Below are 23,531 nucleotides of genomic sequence, written 5' to 3' on the forward strand. Positions count from 1 at the left end.
GTCACAACTTGATTTTCGGGTGGAGGGATTTGAGTTTACCGCGGGCGTTTTTGACTTTCGTCGCCAATCGACGCCGCGTCGGGTGATGTTGACGTCGGTCGACCAGGCTCCCAGTTCGGATTGCAGCTTGGCCCGTGCGCCAAACCGGCGGACTGATACCGATCCGAAGTAAGAGCAGCGCGCCGTCTATTGCGCGCCCCATTCTACCCATCAAGCTAGAGCGACTAACCCGAAAGGAGGTCGCGATGGAGGTGGAGCCCCGACCGACGTTGGACGACCTGAAGCAACTTGAACGCGCCGAAAAGGACGCCCGAGCGTCGAAGCGTTTGCGGGAGGTCATCCTGGCGACGGAAGGATGGACGGCCTCCGCGATGGCGATGGGCTTGTCTGGGCGGGTTTGCCAAGAATGGGTCTATCGCTTCAATGAAAACGGCCTGGCGGGGCTGGAGGATCATCGCGGCCGACAGCCGAGTTCTCCGCTCACCCCTGACCAAGAACAACCAATTCGTCAGCGGATTGAGGCCGGTCCCACGGCCCAAGATGGAGTGTGCTCGTTGCGGGGCGCCGACGTCAGGCGGTTTCTGCAACACGAGTTGGGATTAATCCGCTGGACGGTCACGCATGATCGTTGGCGATCGATCTCGCCCCGCCCGCTGCCCGTCACTTGGCATTTTTCGGCAAGGAATTCAAGTTCTACCGAGAACCAGCGCACTCCTCGTCGCTGATAGCTAAGCAAAGCCCCCCTTGCTCCTCAGGGGAGGGCAGGGCGGCCGCCAGCGCCAGAGCGAGCGCCCCGGCGCTGGCAGCCCTCCCGCGCGCTCTAGCACGGACTCGGAGCCGCATCTCCCACGAACAGCCGCCAGCTGTCGTGCAGCTCGCGCCGCAGCTGGCTGACTCGTCCGGCGGTCAGCCGACAGAGCTCCGCGACGGCGCTCGTCCGTTCCCCCTGCGCCAGCGCGTGGACCACGCGCTGATCACGACGGGAGAGCGAACCGTACCACTGGCTGAAGTCAATCCGCAGCGCCGCCATCTCCGCGGGACTTGCCCGTCGGTAGTCGCTAATGGACTGGGCGATCGAGTCGATCGGTTCGGTGCGACAGCCGCGCAGCCGGCATTTCACCGAGCCGACGTCCGCCGCGTTGTCACGGCTTCCGGTCAAGCGCCCGGATCGATAACGCCGCACGCCGTAACGGGCCAACGGCGTGGCGTAGCCGAGCTTCGCTCGACCCGCCTGCGCCAGCCCGGCATAGGCGACCGCAGCCGAAGCGATGACCGTTTGGATCGCCTCTTCGCGTTCTTCGGGGGCCAGTTCACGGAAGGCGATTCGTGCGTAGCGCCGGATCGTCGGCAGCATCTGGACGAACGAGGCTTGCCAGGGGAGGGGAGGGGCGTCATCAGCAGCGACGATTGCTGAGCAGTTCATGGGACGTTCCTTTCCAAAGGGACCGCCCCTGTCGAGGGCGGTCGTGTGAGGTACACAACCGCCCTCGCGACAGGCGAGAGCTCAAAAAGACGGTAAGCAAGCTAGGCAATCGTGAGCGACCAGATGCCTTCGAAGACAACTTTGCGAGAGGTGGATGAGGATTGCTCTGTTTGAAGGTCCGCAGCTCGGCGTCGCGTCGAACCGACTATCCTCGCCGTCGGTGTCAGATGCCACGCGCCGGGGCGTACGCACCGCAGCAAGTCGACAGAGATGTCGAGCGGAGGCCGATGAAGACCTTTACCGTCGCAAGCAGTGTTAACCGATGGGCTGCAATGATTCCTGCCCCGTTTTTGCCGTCGATTTAGCGGCGGCAGAATGCGTTGGCACAGAAGAATCGGGGACTTCTAGCACATCCGGAATTCCCACCCATGCCAGGGGAGGTCGCTGAGGCGCCGCTCGTAAGCCGCAATCCGAACGAGGAGCCTGGTCGACCGACGTCAACACCACCCAGCGCGGCGTCGACTGGCGATGAAAGTCAAAGACGCCCGCGGTAAACTCAAGTCCCTCGACCCGAAAATCAAGTTGTGACAGAGCACTAGCTGCAATCGTCATTCAACCAAACGCCGTGAGAGGTTGGCGTCGATTTCCTCATGGCGTTGCTGGTTGAGTTTTTCGACGATCACTTCTGTAAAGGGGCGGCCAAAAATCACTCCTCGTCAATTCCGCCCGGCTCCGGGATAATGCACCTCGCGTTCGCTCGTGGCGACGCCTGCGGATCGTCGCCCCGTTAGCGGTCGCGATCCAAACGGGTCGCAAGTGCGGCCCAGATCGCGGTCCCGACTGCGTGGCAATGCCAATCCGCCCGGCGCTTCAGACGAATTTTCCGCCCGCGCCGCGCGCCGGAACGCGAAAATACCGTGGCGAAGTCGCGAAGTGGCCACGGGGACGGCTCGCCGAGTTTTGTCCGCCTGGCGTGGACAAAAGGAAAGCCCGTCTCGCAGCCCAGAAACAGCCGTCAAACCGCTAGAAACAAAGGAAAACTGCCGCGGAAATGCCACGCCACGAGGCTGTTTTGTCCCCTCCACGGCGAATTGCACGCGTGACAGAACAGCAAATCAAACATCCAGCAACTAGCAACTAGCAATCCAAACTCATGCTTCCAGATCCTTTCCGACTCTCGATCGCCCTGGTCCCTCTCGCGGCCTACTGCGTGCTGCTGGGGTTGATCAACGCGCGCCGGCGACCGTTTATCACCACCGGCGGCTGCGATCTAGCTGCCCTCGGCGCGGCGATGTCGGGGCTGGTGCTGGTTGGGCCGATTGAGCTCTTCCGTCCCGAGGCGGCGAGTCAGGACTACGGCGGGTTCGTCTGGCTGTTCTTGATCGTCTTTTACTGGCTCTGCGTCTGGTTGGCGGTGCTCGTCGCCCGGCCGCGGCTGGTGGTCTACAACGTCCGCGGCGAAGAGCTCCGCCCCGCTCTGGCCGAGGCGGCCCGGCGGCTCGATCCCCACGCCCGCTGGGCCGGCGACAACCTCGCCATGCCGAACCTGGGGGTTTCCCTGCACATCGAGTGTTTCGAGATCATGCGGCACTGCTCGCTGGTCTCGAGCGGCGGCAAGCAGAACATGGCCGGCTGGGAGCGGCTCTCCGCAGAACTGCGGACCGAGCTGGCCGGACTGCGCGTCGCTCCCAACCCACGCGCCCTGGGCCTAATGCTCGCGGCGTCGCTGCTGCTCACCGCCAGCATCGGCCGGATGCTCGCCGCCCCGCAACAAGTCGCCCAAGCCATGAAGGAGATGCTGAGCTTTTGAGCAAAGGTGGAAGGACGAAGGGGGAGGGCGGAAGGAATTGATGGTATCGCTTTTCTTCCTTCAGCCCTCCCCCTTCCGCCTTCATCCTTTTTTCCCCTCCCCCGTCACCCGAAACACCACCCGGAACGCCTGGTACCCCACAGCGAGTTTGTCACCGTAGATGGAGGAAAGCTCATGTCGCAGCGCGTTGGCAGTCTCGAACCCGTCGGGTACGGCGTCGGCGTCGGTCAGCTCGGCCAGGGCGACCGGTTCAACCCGTTCGATGGCGACGTAGCCCGCCCCGGGGATGTAGCTCCGCTGGCCGGGACGCATCATCCGCCACTTCCAGAGGCGAATCGTCTGCGTCTTGGCGCCGCTCCGGATGGCGGGGAGGAACTTTTTCTTGAACAGCAACATGGTGGTTATGGTATCAGCGGGGCTGGCTCGGGGCGACCAGATCGAGGCTCCGGGCGAGTGGCGAGCACGTCTGTGCAGAAGGTGACGGAAAGGCCGGCTCCGCCGCGAGTTGCGAGCCGCAGGCGGCCGATTTCGCCCCCTTGCGGTGCATCGCCAGAGACCTATAATCCGGGGATGTTTCTGCTCGAGGGCGGCTCGCCCGTGCGGAACGCGGGTGTAGCTCAGTTGGTAGAGCACGACGTTGCCAACGTCGTTGTCGTGGGTTCGAATCCCATCACCCGCTCTTCGGTAGCGGTTAGCTATCAGGTTTCAGCTGACGGCCTCGCAAGAGAAGGCAGCCCTGGGGAAGGCTTTCTCAAACGGGCCGATAGCTGGTCGCTGATCGCTAGCCGCTTTAGTTTTTTATTGCCAGTCTTTTTGATCGCCCGGTTGAGCTGCGAGCCGTCTCGCGCCGTGGCGGCGATCTTTGCCAATTTACGGGTAGCAGGCGCATGAGTGCCAAAGAAGTTGAAGATTCGCAAGTCGACGACGTCGCCGTGGCTGAGGGGGGCGAAGAGGAAGCGGCCGAGCGGCTGAACCTCGATGTCCAAATCGCCAAACCGAGCGCCTGTGAGCGCCACGTCACCGTGACGGTTTCGCGCGAGGACGTTGATCGTTACCTCGACGAGGCCTATAGCGAGCTGATGGCTTCGGCCTCGGTGCCCGGGTTCCGCGTCGGCCGGGCGCCGCGGAAGCTCGTTGAGAATCGGTTCAAGGAAGAGATTGGCGAGAAGATCAAAGGCTCGCTGCTGATGGACAGCTTGAGCCAAATCAGCGAGGAGCAATCGTTCACGGCCATTAGCGAGCCGGAGCTGAACCTCGACGCGATCGAGGTCCCCAGCGAAGGGCCGATGGTGTTCGAGTTCGACATCGAAGTTCGTCCCGAATTCGACCTGCCGAAGTGGAAGGGGCTCACCATCGAGCGGCCGGTCCGCGACTTCACCGACGCCGACGTCGACGCCCATCTGGAGCAAATGCTGGCCCGCTACGGCCAACTCGTTCCGCACGACGGCGCCGCCGAGGCGGGTGACTTCGTGACGGTCAATCTTCGCACGACGGCCGACGGCAAGCAGTTGGCATTGGAGGAAGAGCGGACGCTGCGGATCCGTCCGACGCTCAGCTTCCTGGACGGCAAGCTGGAAGGCTTCGATCAGCTCCTCGCCGGCGCCAAGGCCGGGGACAAAAAGTCGGGCAAGATCGAACTGACCCAAGACGCACCGAACGAAGAGTTCCGCGGCAAGAGCGTCGACGTCGAGTTCGAGATCCTCGACGTGAAGAAGCTCAAGCTGCCGGAATTGACCGAAGAGTTCCTGCAGGAGATGGGCGGCTTTGACACCGAAGCGGCGCTCCGTGAGGCGATCAAGTCGAATCTGCAGCGCCAGTTGGAGTACGAGCAACAGCGCAATTCGCGTCAGCAGATCACTGCAGAGCTCACGAAGAAGGCCGACTGGGACCTGCCGCCTGGCCTGCTGAAGCGTCAGAGCGTCCGCGAACTCGAGCGGGCCGTGATGGAGCTCCGTCGCGCGGGCTTCGCTGAGTCGGAGCTGCGCGCCCGGCAAAACGAACTGCGTCAGAATAGCGCCGCGACGACGGCGAAGGCTCTCAAGGAGCACTTCATCCTGGAGCGAATCGCGGAGGAGGAGAAGATTGACGCCGAAGAGGGCGATTTCGAGAAGGAAATCTTCCTGATGGCGATGCAAAGCGGCGAATCGCCCCGCCGAGTGCGGGCCCAGATCGAGAAGCGCGGTCTGATGGACATCCTGCAGAACCAGATCGTCGAGCGCAAGGTTCTGGAAAAGGTGCAGTCCGAGGCGAAGTTCAAGGACAAGCCATACGAACCGGCGAAGACCACGGTTGAGGCGATTTCGGTCGCCGCCGGCGGCGACGCCGAAGCGGTTCCAGCCGCGATCGAAGCCGAAGAGCCAAAGAAGGACAACGCGTAGAATGTGTCGTCGCCTCTCGTGATGGGAGGGACTCGTGGGGAGGGATTCCTCCGGCCGATCAGGATCGACGTTTGGCGGTGCGCGAACCGTCCCCCCGATCTCTACCGTATTGGTAGAGAAGCTCCTGAGGAAGCTGCAAGTTCAAAGGACGAAATGATGTATACGCCGATTGGAAGTTCCGCGCCCCACCTGGATCCCCAGCTCGCCGCGGCGATGCGCGACTATCAGCGTCAGCGTCAGATGACGTTGGGCGACCTGCTGCTCGAGAACCGCGTCATCTTCCTGCAGGGCGAGATCTACGACGGCAACGCGAATGAAATTGTGATGAAGCTCCTCTACCTGCAGAGCGAGAATCGTCGCAAGGACATTCACTTCTACATCAACTCGCCGGGCGGCAGCGTCAGCGCGACGCTGGCGATGTACGACACCATGCAGATGATCACGCCGCCAGTCGCGACCTACTGCGTCGGCTTGGCGGCCAGCGGCGGCGCCGTGCTTTTAGCAGGCGGAGAGAAGGGGAAGCGATTTGCGCTGAAGCATGCAAAGATCATGATCCACCAGCCGCATGGCGGCGTCGGCGGGCAGGTCTCTGACATCGAGATTCAGGCCAACGAGATCATTCGTACCCGGCATGCGCTGAATGAGATCCTGGCGAACCACACCGGCAAATCGCATGAAGAGATTGCCAAGGCGTGCGACCGCGACTACTACATGACCGCCCTCGAGGCGAAGGCGTTCGGCGTCGTCGACGACATCCTGACGAAGCCTCCCGGCAGCGAAGAAGCCGAGGAAGAATGACGAAACCAGACTGACGAATGGGATGAGAGATTGCAGTTGTTCCGTTCGTCATGCGGGTATCGTCATTCGTCATTTAGCGTCCACCGACCACACTTAAACGGATTGCCACTCATGCCGCTCATTCCCTATGTCATCGAAAAGTCGGGCCGCGAAGAGCGGGCGATGGACATCTACAGCCGGCTGCTGAAGGACCGTATCGTCCTGCTCGGCTCCGGCGTCAACGACGAGGTCGCGAACAGCTTGGTGGCGCAGTTGCTGTTCCTGCAGTCGGACGATCCGAAGGCCGACATTCACCTTTACATCAATTCGCCGGGCGGCAGCGTCACCGCGGGCATGGCCATCTACGACACGATGCAGTTCGTTACCTGCGACGTGGCGACCTACTGCATCGGCCAGGCCGCCTCGATGGGCGCCGTGCTGCTAGCTGCCGGCGCCGCCGGCAAGCGTCACGCCCTGCCGAATGCGCGGATCATGATCCACCAGCCTTCCGCCGGCATGGAAGGGACAGCCGAGGACATCATGATCCATGCCACCGAGTACCGGAAGACGAAGGAAAAGCTGAATCGCATCCTCGCCGAGCACACCGGCCAGACAATGGATCAGATCGAAAAGCACACCGATCGCGACCACTTCATGTCGGCCCCCGAAGCGCAGGAATACCGAATCATCGATCGGGTCATCTCGAAGATGGGCGGGCAGTAAGCCCCGCTGGCGATTTCTTGCGGCTGTTTTCGAATGCTATCGCCGCGGGTGAGTCCGCTTGACGGCTCACGCAAGTTTTCTTATCTCTCAGCTCGCAATTTTAGAGGCCAGGGCTCCGATGCGCGCACGACGCGCGATTCTGGGCCAGCGATTAGTCCGCACGAGGCGAGCCACGGATGGCCAAGCCGAAGTCAATCCAACTGATAAACGTCGCCGGCGAGCGCCGCGATGCGCGGCGGGCTCGCCGGCTGGCGCGTGCCTGCTGGCTACTGTCATGCTTGATGGTTTCGGTCCTCGGGGGATGTCGACACATCGACAATGCCCAGGTCGACGTGCTGGAAAGCGAGCTGCGGAAGCAGGAAGACTACATCTACGAGCTCGAAGAGTACCTGATGGAGTACTCCGAAAAGTTGCGTCAGGCCCGCGCGATGCAATGCGAAACGGCGATCTCTCCCAAATCGGCGTCCAATGCCACAAGCAGCGGCGAGCCCACGCTTGACGTCGACACGGTCAAGCGGCCAACCCTTCCGATGAATGGTCGCAACAAACTTGCCCCCGCGGCGAAGCCTTCCCTGCCAGCTCCGCCGGCGACGACCGAGGCTCCGCCTGCAGGGGCCGCGGCGACTCCGCCGGAAACGTTGGAAGTCGAGCCGGCGCCGCCTGCTGAGGAGATCAATCCTGATGAGATGGAGGCTCCGGCCCTTGAAATCGGGCCCGGCGTCCAGGCGTCGCCGTTCAAGAAGACGTTTGAGTCGGCGGAAGCGCCGCTGCTGATTCCCGATCCAATCGACTATCAAGCGGATGATGATGAACTAGCCGCCGGGTCGGCCAGACCGAACCAAGTTGAAGAACCAAATGTCGCCGACGGAGAAACGGCGGCGGCGCCTCTGCTGGCGGCGCCGCAGGTCAATGCCGAGCGGCTGTCGGCCGACCACTTGCAGATTCGTCGGGTGTTCGCGGAACGTCCTGGGCCGGATGGCGAGGCAATCGCCAGTTTGCTCGTCGTGATCGAGACCCTCAACGCCACTGACGAGCCCGTCGGCGCCGACGGCGGGGCGTCGTTGATGATCATGAAACGCGACGAATCGGGCGCCATGCGTCGCGTCGAGCGTTGGGACTTTACGCCGGAAGAGACCGCGGCGGCTTGGCAGTCGTCGCAACTTGGCGACGGTTTGCATCTGGAACTGCCACTGGCCGAGGCGCAGCTTCCGGGCGGAGAGTTAGAGCTGTGGGCGCGAGTCCTGGCTGCCGATGGCCGCAAGCTGTTGACGCAGATTCCGCTCGAACCAACTCAGCTGGTCTCCATGGCTGACTTCAATGCTGAAGAATCTTTGGCGGCGAAGGAGCCGGCCACGCCGACTCCCGAGACGCGGCTAACCGAGCCGATGCCAACGGACATCTCTGCTGAAGACGAAGTCGCGGTGTCCGCAATTGCGAAGACGGCGGCGGAAGCGTCGAAACCTGCGTGGCGAGCGTCGTCCGTGCGGCTCGATGATGCTCGAGTCGAGAGTTTTGCCACAACTGCCGGCGGGCCGACGGCTCGTGTTGCGTCATCCTCGACGGAATCGACGACCAAGCCAACTTGGAAACGGAGTGCGACTGCCGGCGCCTCCGAAGCGAAGCGCGACTGGGCGCCATTTCGATAACGGCGCCATTGATCAGCGCCTAATCTGCAGCGCATAAAAAATGCCGCAGAGATCGTCGTCTGACGAGCGCTCTGCGGCACTTCTGTTATCGAACCCGTCGGGCCGTATCATCCAGCGGCGACGAACTGCCTAGTTGAACTTCCCGATCTTGGCAATCAGGTCGGCGGTGCGGCAGCTGTAGCCCCATTCGTTGTCGTACCAGCTGACGACCTTCAGCATGTTGCCGTCCATCACTTGGGTCCACGGGGCGGCGAAGATCGAACTATGGGGATCGCCAATAATGTCTGTCGAGACGATCGGATCTTCGGTGTAGGCCAGGATTCCCTTGAGCGGACCGCTCTCGGCGGCAGCCTTCATCGCGGCGTTCACTTCCTCGGCGGTGACGTTCTTCGACATCAGCGCCGTCAGGTCGACGACGCTGCCGGTCGGCACTGGAACGCGAAGCGAAATGCCGGTCATCTTTCCCTTGAGGGCAGGGAGAACGAGGCCAACGGCCTTGGCGGCGCCGGTCGACGTGGGAATCACGTTTTGGGCGGCGCTGCGGGCACGGTAGGGATCCTTATGGGGCATGTCCTGCACGCGTTGGTCGTTCGTGTAGGCGTGAACGGTCGTCATCAGCCCCTTCTCGATGCCGAACTTCTCGTGCAGCACCTTGGCGACCGGGGCCAAGCAGTTGGTGGTGCAGCTGGCATTGGAGATGCACTTCAGCTCGGGCTTCAGCTGGTCGTCGTTGACGCCCAGCACGCAGGTGAGGTCGGCCCCGTCGTCGGCAGGGGCGCTAAGGACGACGCGCTTGGCGCCAGCAGCCAAGTGGCTGTCGTACCCCGGAGCGCCATCCTTCGAACGCTTGGTAAAGAAGCCGGTCGATTCGACGACCACGTCGATGCCCAGGTCCTTCCACGGCAGTTTGGCGGGATCTTTTTCGGCCAGCGCCTTGATCTTCTTGCCGTCGACGATCAGGTTCTGGTCGTCGTACTCCACCTTGCCCTCGAAGCGACGGTGGGTGCTGTCGTACTTGAGCAGCGTGGCCAGCATCTTGTTGTCGGTCAGGTCGTTGATGGCGACGACCTCGAACTCGCTGGGGCGAGCGTGGAGGTTGCGGAACGTCAGGCGCCCGATGCGACCGAAACCGTTGATTGCGACGCGAATGGCCACGTGAGTTCTCCTTCGTTGGCAAAGTCGAGTGACTGAATATGGCGGGACCTGGCGACGCCAGGCTTGTCTGTGCGAGGTGTGCCTCTGTCGGCCCAGCTTGGCCCGCTGGGAGGCAGGCAAACGGGGAATTATACTGCTGCCGAAACAGCCTCACAACCGGCACGAAAGCGGTCAGCAATCAGCTTTCAGCGGTCAGCCGCAGAAACTCAATTTCGTGCGTAGATTATTTGCAGCAGACGCCGCTTCCCCTCAGGCTGAGGGCTGATTGCTAACCGTCGAAAGCTCCTGAATGACCCGCCCCGACCGTCCAACATGGCAGCTTCCGCCCGGGGTTTCCCGTGGACTGTGGGACTACGTCCATACCCCCCACATCGCCGACGATTACGACGACTATTTTGCGTTCAACAGCCTGTTCGAGACCGACGGCGCCATTCTGCGTCGACAGTTCGATCGGCCGGGGCTGGTGGCCGACCTGGGATGCGGCACGGGGCGCGCGCTCGTGCCGCTGGTGAAGGCTGGGCATCGGGGCTTGGCGGTCGACCTATCGGATCACATGCTGCGCATCGTCCAAGGGAAGGCGGACGACGAAGACTTGCCGATTGATTGCGTGCGGGCAAACCTCGTTGAAATGGACGCGATCGCCGATGGGGCCGTCGACTACGCCATGTGCATGTTCAGTACGCTGGGGATGATTCGCGGCCGGGCGAACCGCCGGAAGGTCCTCCATCACGCGCGACGCATTCTCAAACCGCGCGGAAAATTCGTCCTGCACGTTCACAACTACTGGTTCAACCTGCGCGATCCCGAGGGGCCGTGGTGGGTAATCGGCAACATGACTTCGGCTCCCTTTCGGCGCGACGTCGACGTCGGGGATCGGTGGTTTCCTTATCGGGGTCTGCCGAGCATGTATCTGCATGTGTTTCGCTGGCGCGAACTCGCGGCGGACTTGCGGTCGGTCGGGTTTAAGATCGTCGAGCGAGTGGCGCTCGACGCGGCGCGGCGTAAGCCGCTCGACCGGCCATGGCTATTGCCGATTCTGCGGACCAATGGTTGGATCGTCACGAGCGAGGCATGATCTCGACGTTCTCAATCAGACGCGAGTCTCAAGCGTACGTTCGGCCGCGTGCGAAATTTGGCGTTCGCCGGAACGCCCCCCAATGCGCGGAAGATAACGGGGGACGCGCTGTCGATACGCCGCGTACTGTTGTCCGAAATGGGCGATCAGATCGCGCTCTTCAATGAGGGCGGCGGCCATCATGTAGCCAGTGAGCACGATGGCGAGGAGCAAATGGCCCGCGGTCATCGTTGGCGTCATCCAGAACGCCAACGCCCAGCCAACGTACAGCGGGTGACGGATGTGACCATACAGAAACGGCGTGCGGAAGGGGAGTGGTTCGTACTCTCGGCCGTGATAGTAGAGCCAAACCTGGCGCAGGCCGAACAGGTCGAAGTGGTTGATCATCAGGCTCACGATCGGCACCATCAACCACCCAACGGCAAACAGCGTCCAAAGCAGTGCTCGGCCCACTGAACTCTCGACGTTCCAGACCAGCGTATCAATCGGCCGCCACTGCCACAGAAGTAATGCTAGAGCGAGGCTTGAGGCCAGCAGATAGGTGCTCCGCTCAATGGGTTGCGGAATGATGCGCGTCCAGACTCGCTTGAACGCGGGGCGCGCCATTGTCGAGTGTTGGATGCCGAACGCAGCCAGTAGTGCGAAATTGATCGCGACCGCCTCGGGCCATGAACTGACCACCGGCTCATCGATCGACGTCGGCGTGATCACGTTGGCCGTGAATGCGCAGAAATAGGCGTAGATTGCCAGGAACAGGAGATAGTTGGCGAGTCCGTAGGCGAAAAACATCCAACGTTTCATCGTGCGCTTTCTGTGCGAGGGGCAGGGGCTTGGTCGCGTCGATCATCTGATTCATCGGCTGCGTCATGGGAATTTAAGCGTCGACCGCCGCCGTTGTCAGGTTGACTTGTGGTACACTCGCCGGTTGACTCAAGGTGCACCGGCCACTTTTTCCTTGATTGCCGCGATCAGACGCTCGGCGATCGCGATCGACTATGCCGAATTCAACGCCGAATTCAACTCGACACCGGCTGATCGAATCCGCCATCCGACGTTTTTATCGCGATGGCTTTCGCAATGTCGGCATCGACCAGGTGCTGGCCGACGTCGGCATCAGCAAGACGGCGTTCTACAAGCATTTCGAGAGCAAGGACGAGCTGATGCTCGCCGCGCTTGAGGCGCGGAATGTTTGGCTACAAGAAACGTTCCGAGACATGATTCGCAGTCACGGCGGACCCGATCCCGCGGCGCAACTGCGAGGCTTGTTTGACGTCGTCGAGCGAGTGATTAATTCGGATGAATTCCAGGGATGCATCTTCGTTAACGCGGCGATGGAGTTTCCGTTGGCGCATGAGCCGGCGCATCTCGCGGCGGCCGAGCATAAGCGGGCGATCGAGTCGATCGTCCGCGAACTGGCCGCGGAGGCGAACGCCGACGACCCTGCCGCGATGGCCCAGGATCTCTGCCTGATCATCGAGGGAGCGTACGTCACGCGGCAGGTCACCGGCGATCCGCAGACGATTGCTATCGCGCGGCGCGTGGCCGAGTCGGTGATCGGCAAGCGTCTGCCGACGACGGCGCCGAGCGGCGTTGCTTAGAAAAGAAGCGTGGCGTGGCGAGCAGTGTTACCGAGGCGGGGAAGAGCCTACGGAATCACGCAGTCGGCTTCGATTTCGATGAGGGCGTCTCCGTCAATCAGGCGGGGGACTTCGACGATGGTGGTCGCTGGGCGGATCTCGGCAAAGACCGACCCGTGGACGCGGGCAACTTCTTCCCACTTGCTGACGTCGGTGACGTACATCCGCGTGCGGATCACATGTTCGATCCTTCCGCCGAGGGCTTCGATCGCGGCCTGGATGATCGCCAGTGAGCGGGCCGTCTGCTCGCCAAAGCTCTTGGCGTAGGTGCCGTCGGCGTTGACGCCGACGCAGCCGGTCACCGCGATCAGGTTCCCCGAGCGAACGGCCCGGCTGTAGCCCATGATCGGTTCCCACTTTGAACCGCTGGAGGCGCACTGGCGGCCGGCCCGCTCTGCGACGGTGATCTTGATGTCGGACATGCTCGGGCCTCTCTGGCGGCTGACGGTGAGATGGGGGATTGAACCACGACGGCACAACGGACACGAAGGATACCTGCCGCCGGCACGGTTTTCTAGGAGTCGGGGCCAGTCTCTCTGACGTCACCCGGTATATATCGAAGGGATTTTGGAACCGCCGATAAACGCAAATTAACTCAGATGGAATTTACCGGCGTTCATCCCCGTTCATCCCCGTTCATCGGCGGTTCCATCTGTATCGATGGCTAATGGATGGGGCTCGTTGACGGCGGCCCTCGGGGTCGATTAGCCTGCATTAATGACCAAAGAAACGTCAACTCCGGAGTCTCAACGCCGTTCTCAGCGGATGACCGTGCCGAAGTTCACGGCCCTCAAAGGGACGGGCCAGAAGATCTCGATGGTGACGGCCTACGACTACCCGTTCGCCCGCTTGGTCGACGAGGCCGGCGTCGAAGGGGTGCTGGTCGGCGATAGCATGTCGATGGTCGTGCAGGGGCACGAGAACACGCTGCCAGTGACGCTCGACGAGATGATTTATCATGCCGAGATGGTCGGCCGCGCGGTGAACCACGCCCTGGTGGTGGTCGACATGCCGTTCCCGAGCTATCACCTTGGCAAGTTCAAGGCGATTGAAAACGCCGGCCGCATTCTCAAGGAGACGCGCTGCCAGGCGGTGAAGCTGGAAGGCGGCGTCGAGCAGGCCGAGACGATCGCGGCGCTCGTCTCCGCCGGGATACCCGTGATGGCCCACTGCGGCTTGCGTCCGCAGAACGTCCACCAACTTGGCGGTTACCGCGTGCAGCGCGACGAGCAGGCGCTAATGAGCGACGCCTGCGCTGCGGCGGAGGCGGGGGCGTTTGCGATGGTGCTGGAGTGTATCCCGCGCGGCATCGCGGCGAAGATTACCGGGATGCTGTCGATTCCCACGATCGGCATCGGGGCCGGCGCCGACTGCGACGGTCAGGTGCTCGTGCTGCACGACATCCTGGGAATGGCGAGCGATTACGCTCCGCGATTTGTGAAGGCGTATGCGAATCTAAACAAGACGGTGGTTGACGCGGTCCGAGGGTTTCGCGACGAGGTGCGCGGCGGTGACTTTCCCGCGGCGGAGCATACGTTTGAGTAGCGTGCCGCGACTTTTGCGACATGAATCCGTTAGTCGCGTCAATTGCTTTTACTTTATGTGCAACTGACAAGCCCCTGTTGTGCAATCCTTCGCGCTCAGTCGATACCGGTTCTTGGCAATCCACCGGTACAGCGGTCGCCAGACCAACATGCTCCCTGGAAAGTAAAGGACCGGCGCCGCCCACCAGAGTCGGCGCAGCCGCCAAGTCAGGTAACGAATCGCCGTCGGCCCCCAGTGGCGGTTGCCGTGGTGGTCGACGATCACCATCTCCTGCATCATCCGGTCGTGCGGCAGGTTGGGAAATCGTTCCTTCACCTCCGAATCGTGGAGCGAGAGGTACGCCAACTTTCCTTGGCAGTCCCACCACGGCAGCTTGCTGACCTGGGCCGTGCAGATCCCGCAGTCGCCGTCGTAGATCACGACGTCGGCGCCGGGACGGTCGGTAGGACGGGGAAGGGGGAAGGGAGCGGCGGTGGAACTAGCGGCCATCGTACGGCGTCTCAGTCTAGTAGCGGCGGGTCAACGACCCGCCGGAGCGGTCAAGTATCGGATTGCATCAAGCGAAGGAAGTGCGGCAGGCGACGCGGACCCCTCGGAGTACCTCGGGGTGACGGGGGTCGCCGCAACGCCACCCGCAAACTGCCCACCGCCAAAGGAAGCCAGCGTTAACAGTTTACCCCCTAAATCCCCCGCGGACGCCCTTTCAGCGTGACCCTATCGGCCAATGCCGATAGAATGGCTGACGAGTTGGCGTCCGCCCCAGTTTCCACAATTGCCGTAAGAAAGCAGTGCCATGGACCAAATCCGCAAGCAAGTCGCTCGGGCTCGCCGTCGGCTCTGGATGGAATTGTTTCTCAATCGGCTCGTCAACTGCTGGTTCGCGGCCTTGATCGTCGCCGCAGTGGCCATCGCCTTGCCGAAGTTCGTCGCGGTCGCGGATTTGCCCGCGAATTGGGCGGCTAGCTGGCTGATCGGTGCGCTGGTCGCCGGGTTGACGGTCGCACTGGGGTGGACGTGGCTCCGCGGTCGCAGCGAGCTCGACGCCGCGATGGAAATCGATCGCCGCTTTGAACTCAAGGAGCGGGTCGCGAGCAGTCTGTCCCTGCCGCCCGAAGCCGCCGAGACTCCTGCCGGCCGCGCCCTCCTTGCCGACGCCCTGAGAGCGATCGGCCGCTTGGAGATCGATCAACGCTTCCGTATCAACGTCGGCCGCTCTGCGTTGCTGCCGCTCGTTCCTGCGATGCTCGCCGGCGCCCTCGTGTTGCTGGTCGACAACAAGCAAGCGCAGAGCAGCGTCGACCCTGCGACGACGAATCTCACCCCCAAGGCTCTTGAGAATTCGACGGATGCGTTGCGGAAGAAACTCGTCGAGCGCCGTAAGGAAGCCGCGAAGAAGGGGCTCAAGGAAGCGGAGGAACTGCTGCTGCAGGTCGACAAAGACGTCGAAAAGCTGGCCGTGAAGAAAGACGTCGACCGCAAGCAGGCGATGGTCAAGATGAACGATCTGGCGAAGCAGCTGGCCGAGCGTCGCGAAAAGTTGGGCGGCGATAATGAGCTGAAAAAGCAGCTCGCCGGGATGAAGGATTTCAGCAAGGGCCCGGCCGAGAAGATGGTCGAGGCGATGAAAGAAGGGAACTGGGACAAGGCCCAGCAGGAGCTCAACAAACTTAAGGAACAATTGAAAGCCGGCAAGCTCGACGGCGCCGGAAAGAAGGAATTGCAGAAACAGCTTTCGCAACTGCAGAAGAAGCTTGAACAAGCCTCTGCCGAGAAGCAGCAGGCGATGGACGAACTCAAGAAGCAGATCGCCGAGCAAAAAAAGAAGGGGAACCTCGCCGAGGCTGGCCAGTTGCAGCAAAAGCTTGACCAGATGCAGAAGTCGCAGCAGCAATCGAAGCAGATGCAGCAGATGGCGCAGAAGCTGGCCGAGGCCCAGCAGGCGATGCAGAAGGGGGACCAGAAGGCTGCCGCGCAAGCGATGGACCAGCTAGCTCAGCAAATGGAGCAAATGCAGAAGGAAATGGGCGAGAGCGAAATGCTCGACGCCGCCATGGAACAGCTGGAAATGGCCAAGACGTCGATGGGATGCTCAGAGTGCATGGGCGAGGGCTGCAAAGCTTGCCAGGGAAAAATGGGAAACCGTTTTGGGCAGAAGCCGGGCACGGGCAATGGCAACGGTATGGGAGCCGGACGAGGGCAGGGGCCGCGCCCCGACGAGAAGAACGACGTCGCGTTCCGCGATTCGCAGGTGAAGCAGAATCCCGGCAAGGGCGCCGCCGTCATTACGGGCGAGGCCGACGGACCGAACATCCGCGGCGACGTTCGCGCGGCGATTCAGGAGGAAATGACCGCCTCGGCGAGCGAGCCAGCTGATCCGCTCGTTATCGAGCAGCTTCCCAAGACGCAGCGCGAGAATGCGGAGGATTACTTCAATCGCCTTCGCGATGGGGAATAGGCGGTCCGCCGCCCCCTCGTTCGTTGCGTTTTTGCATCATCCTGCCGGCGGCTCGGCGATCAGCGGCTAGGCTGACCAGCGCCCCGCATCTCCCGCATCGCCAAGCCGCCCGCGGCGGCAGCGTCGGTTGCGCCCCCGAATTTGAGGGTTCCTGCCCGAAGTCCGCAGGGGAGGTACGCAATTTGCAAGACTAGGCGGATTGGATAATTGGCGCAAAACATACCTGGCCGGTAGCATGGCCGTTGCGCATTGAAGCAGCATTGAACACGCACCATCGGACGCGGGAGCGGCATCGTGAAGTCAAGTTTAAGGATGCTAGGGTTTTGTTTTACAACTCTCGTCGTCTTCGCCGCGGTCAGCCCGCGAGGCTATGGTCAGGAATCGCCGACGTCGTCGCCCGATCCGGCGCCCGTCCTCGCGGCGCTCGACCGGGTCGATGCGTGGCTGGGAGCCGGCGAGAATGCGCAGCGCTGGCGGAGGTTCGTCGGCATCCCGGCGTTGCGAACGGAGGTCCCCAAGGGCCCCAACGCGAACACTGCTCCGATCACCCACGCGCTGGAGCGACTTGCAAGCAAAGCACCGGGGCTAGAATTGAAGCCATTCGCGCAACTGCGCGATGCGCTTTCCGACTTTCGGCGACAACTTAGCGCCCAGGGGACGCCAGACTTTGCCTCGCTCGCCGCGGCAGTGAGCGACGACCGTCAGCCGCTGACGCCGGAGCAATTCGTCAAAATCCGCGCGACGATGCGCGACCGCGCTCGCGACTTGGAGCAGGCGTGGGGCGGCCCCAACACGTCGCTGGCGCGCGGCTGGAAGAAGTTCTTGTTATGGGACCAGCTGGAACCTAACTTCGCGGACGATTTCGAAATTACCCGCGGTTCACTGATGAAACTCGACGAGGTCCTGCTGCGTTTCCGCGCGAACCAACCTGGCTTGGAACTGCCAGTCTTCACCGACGCGGCCCGGGCGATTGCGCGCTATCGAGCCTTGGCGACGTGGGCGACCGCCTCTAAGTCGCGGGACATTCGCGCGGATTACGGCGAATTGCTCAAGCAGATCGCCGTCGACCTCCAACGGCATTTTGAAAATCCGACCACGGAGACGGCGTGGAAAGCGGGGCGCATCCTAGGGGTGATTGATAATCTCGGTCACTCGGCAGACTTCGTCCGTACCGTGCGGGATCGCTTCGCACAGAAAAACATCATCGGCTTTGCGTCGGCGCGGGTCCTGGAGAATCTCCCGAACCGCGATTTCAGCCAAGCCCGCCCGGTACGCGACTGCATCTTGGGGACGAGCATCTTCGGTTCGGCCCAAACGATGGGCAACGTTCGGTACGAATTAGTTCCTGCCGACGACAGCATCCAACTGATGGTTCACCTCACCGGCCGAGCCAACTCGCGCACGAACGGTTACAACGGACCTGTCCGCATCAACTCGCTAGGCAATACCTCCTACGCCGCCAGCAAGCGCCTTTCATTTAGCGACGTGGTCTTCGAGGCAGATCCCGCCGTTGCCGAGGTCGATACGCGGACGCAGATCAAGTCGATCCAGAAGACCGGCGGGCAATTCGCGGCGAACCTCATCGAGAAAGTCGCCTGGAAACGGGCGATGGAGTCGAAGCGGCAGGCGGAGCGGATCTCGGCTGCGCACACACGAGAGAATGTCATCGAGGAATTCAATGAGCGGGTTGCCAAAGACCTCGGCGACGCGCGGCTTCGCTATCAGACGCGCGTGCGCGATCCCTTGACCCGACGGGCGGTCACTCCGGAATACCTTCACATGAGCTCGTCGCCGAATGGCATCGAGATCGAAACGACCTTTGCCGCCCGCTACCAACTTGCCGCCAATCAGGGGCCGCCCGTACCGAAGCCTGGTCATGACTTGCTGTTGCAGGTCCACGAGTCGGCCGTCAATAACTACCTGCCGTTGGCATTGGCCTCGGCCCGAATCAGCCAGGAAACAGCCGAGCAAGCGCCCGACCTGCAGGGCGACGTTCCCAATTGGATCAAAGTCCTGTCGGTCAAGCAGCCGAAACTGGCCGGCGTTGCGGCGACCGGCGCGGCCGTCGTGGATAAGGCGAGCGAGACTATCGATCAGGTGGTCGAAGGCGAAGCCGATGAGCGCGGCCCGAACGCCCCGCCGGCGTTACCTCCGTTCCGCCCCTACGCGATCACACTGAACTCTGAAGCGCCGGCTGGCGTTCACTTCGACGACGGCAAGGCCGTGATTCGAGTGAGGGCGTCGAAGCTCTACAGCGACGACGTCGAGTACTCCAACTGGGACTTCATCATCACGTACGCCGTGATGCAGCAAGACGACCGTATCGTGCTGCAGCGAGTCGGCGACATTGAGGTCTTTCCGACAGGGTTCGATCCCGCATGGGACAAGCAGTTGACGGCCCAGCAATCGGGTTTTCGCAGCACGCTCGCGAAAAACATCAACGCGCGAGCCAACGCCGGCGAGAGCTTTCCCAAGGAGATTCCGCTTGATCCGATTCGGGTGGCGGCCGTTGGGACGTTGCTATTGAACGAAATCAAGGTAGACGATGGTTGGCTGACCGTGGGCTGGATCTTGCCGCCGCCCGCGGCGCCGTAAGGTTTGGTTTTCCTCGGCGGTTCGACAAGGGCTGAGTCTCACGCGCCACAAATCTCTGGCGACGGTCGGTCGCCGACGGCATGATATCGGCAGGAGATATTTGAAGGTGACAATCGAGCCGCCCCCATCCGTCGTTGACGTTGAGTTCGACTGTGTGCCGCTGCGCTCGATCAAGCGGCTAGATATCCCGCTTGACGCGTCCGACGTCCAGCGTCGTCGAGCTGCCCGCATGCAGGCGGCGATTGGCAGTTACGGAGTCGAGCGGACGTATTTCCTGCAAAACGCTCGCTGCGTTTTTCGCTTTGCCAACAGCGACGTCGAAGGGGTCTGCCGCTTCGAGTTTGAGGGCGTCGCCCGTACGGATGCGGGTGATCGGAAATGTGAGGAAGTGAATCTCGACGTCACGCTCGTCAGCGAAACTTGCGGCGGCGTGCCTGTGGCCGTGCAGCAATGGCTCATCGAGCGCGTGCGACATGCCGTGGCGATTGAATTTGATCGCTTTCTCGCTGCGGGGCAGCCCGCGGCGCCCTCGCCGGATGCTAGCGAGAAGACCCCCGCGACGGCGCTCGGAGGTTTAGGCGGGCTGGACGTCTAAATGGCGTCTTCGCGTGTGCATTGCGGGGCAAAGCGAGCCGTCGCCCCTTGCTGAATGGCCGTTACGGCTTAGCGGGCGTGGCGAGCGCGGGCGCGAGTGCGTGAGCAGCGTTAATCGCTAGCACCGCTATCGGAACAATTTCGCAAAATGTCAAAGTTTGCCGATTGCGCAGACGATACTGATTCTGCTGAGTGTTCCGTCGGCCTGCGCGCGTGCTCCATCGAGCCGCTCAGGAGTGCTAGCGGAGCAATAAAAGTTGCGGCGTCACCGCCGCAACTCCGCACTGGGGGGTGCGAAATGGCAGTCAGAAAGATCGCGCATGATGAATCGGCAACTAAGGACGGCGACTTCGCTGCTGCTGTGCGGGCTCACGCTCTGCAGCGGCTGCACGCCGATTCAGCCGTTTTACTTCAAGGAAGATGGCGATCTTTCCCACTACATGGACGTCGCCACCAACATTGAATATCCCGACGTCAATGCCCAACCGATTGCCGACGTCGCCAACGCTCAGGCCCCGTTGACGCTCGCTAACGCTCAAGACTTCAAAATCTGGGACCTCACGCTCGAAGAGGTCGTTCGCCTGACGCTGGAAAACAGCACCGTCGTCCGCAATCTCGGCGGCCGAATCAATGATGGCGGCCAAAATATCTCGACGACCGCGCCGGAAGCGTTGACCGCCGGCGGCGGCAATGCGATCACCACCTACGACGCCGCATTGACCGAAAGCGGCTATGGCGGCAACACCGGCAGTCAGTTCAGCGGCCGCGGCGTGGAAGCGGCGCTGTCGGAATTCGACGCGCAACTCGACTCGAGCCTCGTCTGGCAAAAGAACGATCGGCCGCAGAATTTCGGGCTCGCCGCCGCGCCCAACTTCTTCAATCCGCTGTTTCGACAAGACACCGGTCGGTTCACCACGGGTCTGACGAAAACAGCTGCCAACGGCAGCACGTTCGAGGCCCGCACCAACACCAACTACGACCAGAACAACAACGGCAGCCGCACGCAGCCGAGTGACTGGTTCGCGAACGTCGAAGCGGCCGTCACGCAACCGTTGTTGCAGGGCGCAGGCACCGAGTACAACCGTATTGCCGGGCCGCGGAGCTTTCAGGAGTCGTCGGGCAACTTCTCCGACCAGATCGACGGCGTGCTGATCGCCAAGATCCGCACCGACGTGACGCTCACTGACTTCGAGGCCGGCGTCCGCGATCAGATGCGCGACGTGGAGGAGGCCTATTGGGAACTTTACTTCTGCTATCGAGACCTCGAGGCGCGCCGCATCGGCGAAGCCAGCGCCCTGGAAACGTGGCGCAAGGTGAAAGCCAAGTTCGTCATCGGCGGCGAGGGGGGCGAGGCGAACACGGAGGCCCAATCGCGCTCCCAGTACTTCAATTTCCGCCAGCAGGTCCAAGTCGCGCAATCGAACTTGTTCGCGATCGAAAACCGTCTGCGCTTCCTCATGGGCCTGAGCGTCTCCGACGGTCGATTGATTCGTCCTGCCGACGAGCCGACGGTCGCGCCGGTGACATTCGATTGGGCGACGATACATATCGAAGCGTTGGCGCGGCGCGAGGAAATTCGCCGCCAGAAGTGGACGATCAAGCGGCGCGAACTGGAGCTCATCGCGGCGAAGAACCAGCTCTTGCCGCGACTCGACCTGGTTGGCCGCTACCGTTGGCTCGGCGCCGGCGACGACCTGATCGACGTACCGCGCAACGGAATTCCGCCGTTTCTCAATGGTTCGACCGCGTGGGAATCTCTCACCAGCGGCGACTTTCAGGAATGGGAAGCGGGGCTCCAATTCTCGATGCCGTTAGGGTTCCGCCTGGGGATGACGACGGTTCGCCATTCTCAATTACTGCTGGCCCGTGAACGAGCCGTGCTGCAGGATATGGAACTGTCGATCTCGCACCAGTTGGGGCAGACGATTCGAGATCTTGACCTGTCGTACGGCACGACGCAGACCAATTTCAACCAACGCGCCGCCGCCGAGGACGACGTGCAGGCCGTGGCGGCGATTTATGCTTCGGGTCGCGTCACGATCGATCTGTTGCTGCAAGCCCAGCAGCGGCGTGCCCAAGCCGAGTCGGCCTACTATCGGTCGCTCGTCGATTACAACCGGGCCATTATGCGGGTCCATTGGCGGAAGGGTTCGCTGCTGGAGTACAACGGCATTTACCTGCAGGAAGGGCCTTGGCCGGGCAAGGCGTACTTCGACGCCACCCGTCGGGCGCGCCGTCGCGACGCCGCCATGGAGTTGGACTACGGATTTACCCGTCCAAACGTCATGAGCCGCGGTGTCTACAATCAGACCCCCGGTACGGCCAAAGGCGCCGCTTGGGAGGGTCCGGTTCCGACCATTGTGCCCGAGCCAATCGCGCCGGCGCCGAGCGTGCCGCAGGCTTCGGCTACCAGTACATCGGAATTCGCCCCGGCGAGCGAATTCTCGGACGTCGGCTCTCTAGCGGAATTGCCGGCAGTCAGTACGATGGAGCCGGCGTCGGCGCCTGCTCACCCGACGACGACTCCCGCGGCAGGGGTCGCCGCCACGGGCGCTCCGCAAACCGCTCCGATGAATCCTTTTCCTCGTTCCGATGTAGCTCCGACCGTCGTCGTGCCGGCCGGTTCGGCCGCGGCGAGTTCCGTTCCGAATCCTTTCGGTGCGCCGCAGCCGCTCCCCGCCGCTACGGCGCCGAGCGTCGTTGGCGAGTCCGCCGCCTATGAACCTCAAGCGAATTACGCGACTACTCAAACTGCTGCAGACGCTGCAGGCTGGACAGGGGGACAACGCTGACGGGTTGGCAAAGGCCTGCGGCATGAGCCGCCGCACCGCATTTCGCGATCTGGAAACGCTCCGCGAAGCGGGAGTGCCGCTGCAGTTCGATAAAGCGAGTTCACGGTACTCGATTGCCGGCGATTACTTTCTGCGTCCGACCAACTTTACTTCGATGGAAGCGCTGGCCATCGTCGCGCTCACGACGGACCTGGGCGCCGGATGTGATCTACCCTTCTTCGGAGCCGCCCGCTCGGCAGCGCTGAAAATCCAGAGCGCCCTCCCCGCGTCGCTGCGCGGCAACGTGCAATCGCTCGCGCGTTGCATCCATGTTCGCCTTAATCCGCTCGACCGATTGCAGGGAGCGGAAACCGTCTACGGACAGCTGGTTGAGTCGTTGTCCCAGCAGCGCATCGTGCGCATCAAGTATCGGAGCCTCACCGAGTGGGAGGAGATCGATACAAAACTGCGTCCGTATCAGTTGCTGTTCAACCGGCACACGTGGTACGTCAACGGCCGTAGCTCACTCCACGGCGGACCGCGAACGTTCAACGTCGGCCGCATTGCCAATATCGAGTTGCTGCCTCAGAAGTACGCCCGGCCGCGGGGCTTTAGCGTCGAGCGTTACCTCGGCAACGCCTGGAACATTATGCCGAGCCCAGGTCCGGACGAGAGCATTGTGATTCGCTTTAAACCGTTGGTGGCGAGCAATGTAGCCGAGGTTACCTGGCACAAGTCGCAGCGGCTGGAATGGCTCGACGACGGGTCGCTCGACTTCCACGTCCGCGTCTCGGGCTTGAATGAGGTCGTGTGGTGGATCCTCGGTTATGGCGATCAAGCCGAAGTGCTCCGCCCGGCGAAACTCCGTAAACTAGTCGCTCAACGGGTACGAAACCTCTACGACGCCTACAGCGGCGAAACGCCTCTCCCTGGCCGGGGATTGTGAG

At 62.1% G+C, this 23,531-nt stretch carries 20 protein-coding genes and 1 tRNA gene; 15 read left to right on the top strand and 6 right to left on the bottom strand.

Annotated features, from left to right (window positions below):
* Positions 1-245: 245 nt before the first annotated feature.
* Complete coding sequence (locus tag I41_RS05065; protein WP_145431511.1) at positions 246-725, top strand: COG3415 family protein; 480 nt, start codon at positions 246-248, stop codon at positions 723-725.
* 95 nt (positions 726-820) lie between these two features.
* On the opposite strand, the gene I41_RS05070 is transcribed toward I41_RS05065, so the two are convergent.
* Positions 821-1,423 (bottom strand): hypothetical protein, encoded by a 603-nt coding sequence (locus tag I41_RS05070; protein WP_145431512.1) that lies wholly within the window; start codon positions 1,421-1,423, stop codon positions 821-823.
* Between the two features lie 1,153 nt (positions 1,424-2,576).
* On the opposite strand from I41_RS05070, the gene I41_RS05075 reads away from it, so the two are divergent.
* Positions 2,577-3,233 carry a hypothetical protein gene (locus I41_RS05075; protein WP_145431513.1) on the top strand — a complete coding sequence of 219 codons (657 nt, stop codon included), beginning with the start codon at positions 2,577-2,579 and terminating at the stop codon, positions 3,231-3,233.
* A gap of 81 nt (positions 3,234-3,314) precedes the next feature.
* Here the strand turns inward: I41_RS05075 and I41_RS05080 are convergent, their stop codons facing one another.
* A complete protein-coding gene (locus I41_RS05080) occupies positions 3,315-3,629 on the bottom strand; it encodes an ASCH domain-containing protein (protein WP_145431514.1) in 315 nt (104 codons plus the stop codon).
* Positions 3,630-3,839: 210 nt separating this feature from the next.
* Here I41_RS05080 and I41_RS05085 point away from each other — a divergent pair.
* From I41_RS05085 to I41_RS05105, 5 genes are all read left to right on the top strand, one after another.
* A tRNA-Gly gene (locus I41_RS05085) sits at positions 3,840-3,912 on the top strand.
* Positions 3,913-4,120: 208 nt separating this feature from the next.
* Entirely contained in the window at positions 4,121-5,611 is a 1,491-nt protein-coding gene (tig, locus tag I41_RS05090; RefSeq protein ID WP_145431515.1) for a trigger factor, read from the top strand.
* Positions 5,612-5,767: 156 nt separating this feature from the next.
* The gene (locus tag I41_RS05095; protein ID WP_210421115.1) at positions 5,768-6,409 is read left to right on the top strand and encodes a ClpP family protease; all 642 of its coding nucleotides are present in this window, start codon (positions 5,768-5,770) and stop codon (positions 6,407-6,409) included.
* A 111-nt stretch (positions 6,410-6,520) separates the two neighbouring features.
* Positions 6,521-7,111 carry an ATP-dependent Clp protease proteolytic subunit gene (locus tag I41_RS05100; RefSeq protein WP_145431517.1) on the top strand — a complete coding sequence of 197 codons (591 nt, stop codon included), beginning with the start codon at positions 6,521-6,523 and terminating at the stop codon, positions 7,109-7,111.
* 176 nt (positions 7,112-7,287) lie between these two features.
* Entirely contained in the window at positions 7,288-8,757 is a 1,470-nt protein-coding gene (locus I41_RS05105; protein ID WP_145431518.1) for a hypothetical protein, read from the top strand.
* Between the two features lie 129 nt (positions 8,758-8,886).
* Here the strand turns inward: I41_RS05105 and gap are convergent, their stop codons facing one another.
* A complete protein-coding gene (gene gap, locus I41_RS05110) occupies positions 8,887-9,912 on the bottom strand; it encodes a type I glyceraldehyde-3-phosphate dehydrogenase (RefSeq protein ID WP_145431519.1) in 1,026 nt (341 codons plus the stop codon).
* A gap of 289 nt (positions 9,913-10,201) precedes the next feature.
* Between gap and I41_RS05115 the strand changes: the two genes are divergently transcribed.
* Positions 10,202-10,987, top strand: coding sequence for a class I SAM-dependent methyltransferase (locus tag I41_RS05115; RefSeq protein WP_145431520.1), 786 nt, complete (start codon positions 10,202-10,204; stop codon positions 10,985-10,987).
* 15 nt (positions 10,988-11,002) lie between these two features.
* On the opposite strand, the gene mddA is transcribed toward I41_RS05115, so the two are convergent.
* A complete protein-coding gene (gene mddA, locus I41_RS05120) occupies positions 11,003-11,788 on the bottom strand; it encodes a methanethiol S-methyltransferase (protein ID WP_145431521.1) in 786 nt (261 codons plus the stop codon).
* Positions 11,789-11,982: 194 nt separating this feature from the next.
* On the opposite strand from mddA, the gene I41_RS05125 reads away from it, so the two are divergent.
* Positions 11,983-12,585 (top strand): TetR/AcrR family transcriptional regulator, encoded by a 603-nt coding sequence (locus tag I41_RS05125; RefSeq protein ID WP_145431522.1) that lies wholly within the window; start codon positions 11,983-11,985, stop codon positions 12,583-12,585.
* Between the two features lie 47 nt (positions 12,586-12,632).
* Here I41_RS05125 and I41_RS05130 read toward each other — a convergent pair whose 3' ends face one another.
* Entirely contained in the window at positions 12,633-13,046 is a 414-nt protein-coding gene (locus I41_RS05130; protein ID WP_145431523.1) for a RidA family protein, read from the bottom strand.
* A 295-nt stretch (positions 13,047-13,341) separates the two neighbouring features.
* Here I41_RS05130 and panB point away from each other — a divergent pair, with 295 nt between their 5' ends.
* Positions 13,342-14,169: a 3-methyl-2-oxobutanoate hydroxymethyltransferase gene (gene panB, locus I41_RS05135; RefSeq protein WP_145431524.1), complete on the top strand. Its 828-nt coding sequence runs from the start codon at positions 13,342-13,344 to the stop codon at positions 14,167-14,169.
* Positions 14,170-14,217: 48 nt separating this feature from the next.
* Here the strand turns inward: panB and I41_RS05140 are convergent, their stop codons facing one another.
* On the bottom strand, positions 14,218-14,658 hold the full coding sequence (locus I41_RS05140; protein ID WP_145431525.1) for a thiol-disulfide oxidoreductase DCC family protein: 441 nt from the start codon (positions 14,656-14,658) through the stop codon (positions 14,218-14,220).
* A 304-nt stretch (positions 14,659-14,962) separates the two neighbouring features.
* On the opposite strand from I41_RS05140, the gene I41_RS05145 reads away from it, so the two are divergent.
* The 5 genes from I41_RS05145 (at position 14,963) to I41_RS05165 (ending at position 23,530) form a co-directional block, all read left to right on the top strand.
* The gene (locus tag I41_RS05145; RefSeq protein WP_145431526.1) at positions 14,963-16,624 is read left to right on the top strand and encodes a hypothetical protein; all 1,662 of its coding nucleotides are present in this window, start codon (positions 14,963-14,965) and stop codon (positions 16,622-16,624) included.
* A 294-nt stretch (positions 16,625-16,918) separates the two neighbouring features.
* Positions 16,919-19,219, top strand: a complete 2,301-nt coding sequence (locus I41_RS05150) for a hypothetical protein (protein ID WP_145431527.1) — start codon at positions 16,919-16,921, stop codon at positions 19,217-19,219.
* 100 nt (positions 19,220-19,319) lie between these two features.
* Positions 19,320-19,814 carry a hypothetical protein gene (locus I41_RS05155; RefSeq protein ID WP_145431528.1) on the top strand — a complete coding sequence of 165 codons (495 nt, stop codon included), beginning with the start codon at positions 19,320-19,322 and terminating at the stop codon, positions 19,812-19,814.
* Between the two features lie 322 nt (positions 19,815-20,136).
* Entirely contained in the window at positions 20,137-22,605 is a 2,469-nt protein-coding gene (locus I41_RS05160) for a TolC family protein (protein WP_168206701.1), read from the top strand.
* Positions 22,532-23,530: a helix-turn-helix transcriptional regulator gene (locus tag I41_RS05165; RefSeq protein WP_145431530.1), complete on the top strand. Its 999-nt coding sequence runs from the start codon at positions 22,532-22,534 to the stop codon at positions 23,528-23,530. The genes I41_RS05160 and I41_RS05165 overlap by 74 nt, the downstream gene beginning before the upstream one ends.
* The last annotated feature ends 1 nt before the right edge of the window (position 23,531 follow it).

Source organism: Lacipirellula limnantheis (genome assembly GCF_007746075.1).
In the GTDB taxonomy this organism is placed as follows: Bacteria; Planctomycetota; Planctomycetia; order Pirellulales; family Lacipirellulaceae; genus Lacipirellula; species Lacipirellula limnantheis.